General features: G+C 68.8%; 1 protein-coding gene. It reads right to left on the bottom strand.

Features of this window, described 5'->3' with window-relative positions; translation table 11 throughout:
* On the bottom strand, positions 1-1,808 hold a 1,808-nt coding region (locus AC1DY5_RS53980), incomplete at both ends, for a winged helix-turn-helix domain-containing protein (protein ID WP_478122416.1).

The following is a 1,808-nucleotide window of genomic DNA, read 5'->3' as shown; positions in this document are numbered from 1 at the left end:
TGCGTCAGGTAAGCGACGATCACGGCGTCGGCGGGCCCGTACTCGGCGACGCTGCTCATGGCGCGGTCCATGTGCTCCACGGCGGCGCCTATTTCATCGAACTCGTAGGCGATACCGGCCAGCAGCGTGTGCAGCAAGCTGGCATGCGCCGGATGTCCGAGCAGCCTATGATCGACCAGTTCGAGCCCGCTGGTGCAGGCGCGCCGGGCCTCGATGTAGCTGCCACGCTTGAGAAGCAGCACGGCCTCCACGTAGGCGGTCCAGGCGAGCGCGTAGTAGCCCTCGCCCTGCTCCAGCCATCGGCGCGTCTCGCCGATGGTGTCCAAGCCCTTGTCGATCTCGCCGGCCGTCTTGTGGCCGAAGGCCCGCACATTGCCCATCACGCCCTTCTGCAGCAGCGGCGCGTCCGGCCAGCGCGCCAGCCAGGCCGCGGCCAGTTCGCCGCCGCGCCTTCCTTCGTCGCGCAGGGCCAGCGACATCGCGGCCTGCAGTTCGACCGCGCAGCGCAGTTCGTCGACCAGGCGGGCGTCGGCCTCAGGCTGGGCCTCCAGCCCCTGCAACTGGCGCTCCAGGCGATGGACCTGGGCCTCGTATTCCTGATGTCGCGGATAGAAGGAGAGCGCGAAGGCGTACTGAATACGGATGACCGGGTAGCGGTCGACCCATGCTTCGGGCAGTGCGTTCATCCAGCGCAGGATGGTCTGGTGATAGCCGTGGCGGAATACCAGCTCCCCCACACAGCCGGCGACCCAGGGCGCCGCCCGCTCCCAGTCCTGTCCCCGGATCGCGCAGCCGATGGCCTCCTCGATCAGGCCGTTGGCGTGCATCCAGCGCGCGCCGCGCGCAAGACATTCGCGGGCCGCCGCCGGGGCACTGCGCCGGAAGCGCTCGCGAAAGAACTCGCCCACCAGGTGATGGAAGCGCACCCATTCGCCGGCGCGGTCGAGCGGGATCAGGAACAGGTGGCGCGCGCGCAGTTCGCGAAGCAAAGCCTCGGCATCGTCGACGCCGCTCGCCACCTGGGCGAGCGGCACGCTGACGCGGTCGAACTGCGAGATCGCGAAGACGAAGGCGCGGGTGCGCTCGTCCAGGCAAGACAGCACCACCTCGCCCAGGTAGTCGACCACGCTGCTGTCAGTGCCCGCGAACTGCTCGATGAAATCGGCCGGGTCGCCCGCGTCGTGCAGCGCCAGCGCGGCCAGTTCGAGGGCGGCCGGCCAGCCCTCGGTCTTGGCAAGCAATTGCTGCAGCTCGGCCGGCGGCAACTCATGCCCGAGGCGGTTGCGGCAGAACTGCGCCACCTCCTCGATGTCGAACTGCATTTGCCGGATGTCCACCTCGAACAACTGGCGCCGCACGCGCAGCGCGCCCAGGCGCAATCGAGGTTCCTCACGGGTGCCGATGACGAACTGGACTGTCCGGGGCGCGTAGTTCACCAGCCAGTCCACAATTTCCAACACCTCGGGCTGCTCCACGACAAACTGCAGATCGTCCAGGAAGAGCACGATGCGACCCTGGACCCGTGCCAAGTCGCCCGCGAGGCTTTCAAGGAGCGGCTTGGTGCCGCTCGCGAAGTCGCTCGAAAGGTGCCCGGCGATAGTCTGGCCGATGCGCGCGTCCGCCTTCTGCAGCGCGGCGACCAGGTGGCGCATGAAGCGCACCTTGTCGCCGTCGTCCTTGTCGATCGAGAGCCAGGCGCAGGGCAACGACCGCTCGATCAGCCGCGCGTGCCAGCCCGCCATCAGCGTCGACTTGCCATAGCCGGCCGGGGCCCCCACCACCACCACCGGGCAGCGCCCGTCCAGCAC

This window comes from Variovorax sp. P4_D9, assembly GCF_056401695.1.
The sequence above is the reverse complement of the archived record's forward strand: the minus strand, read 5'-3'. Positions and strand labels throughout refer to the sequence as shown.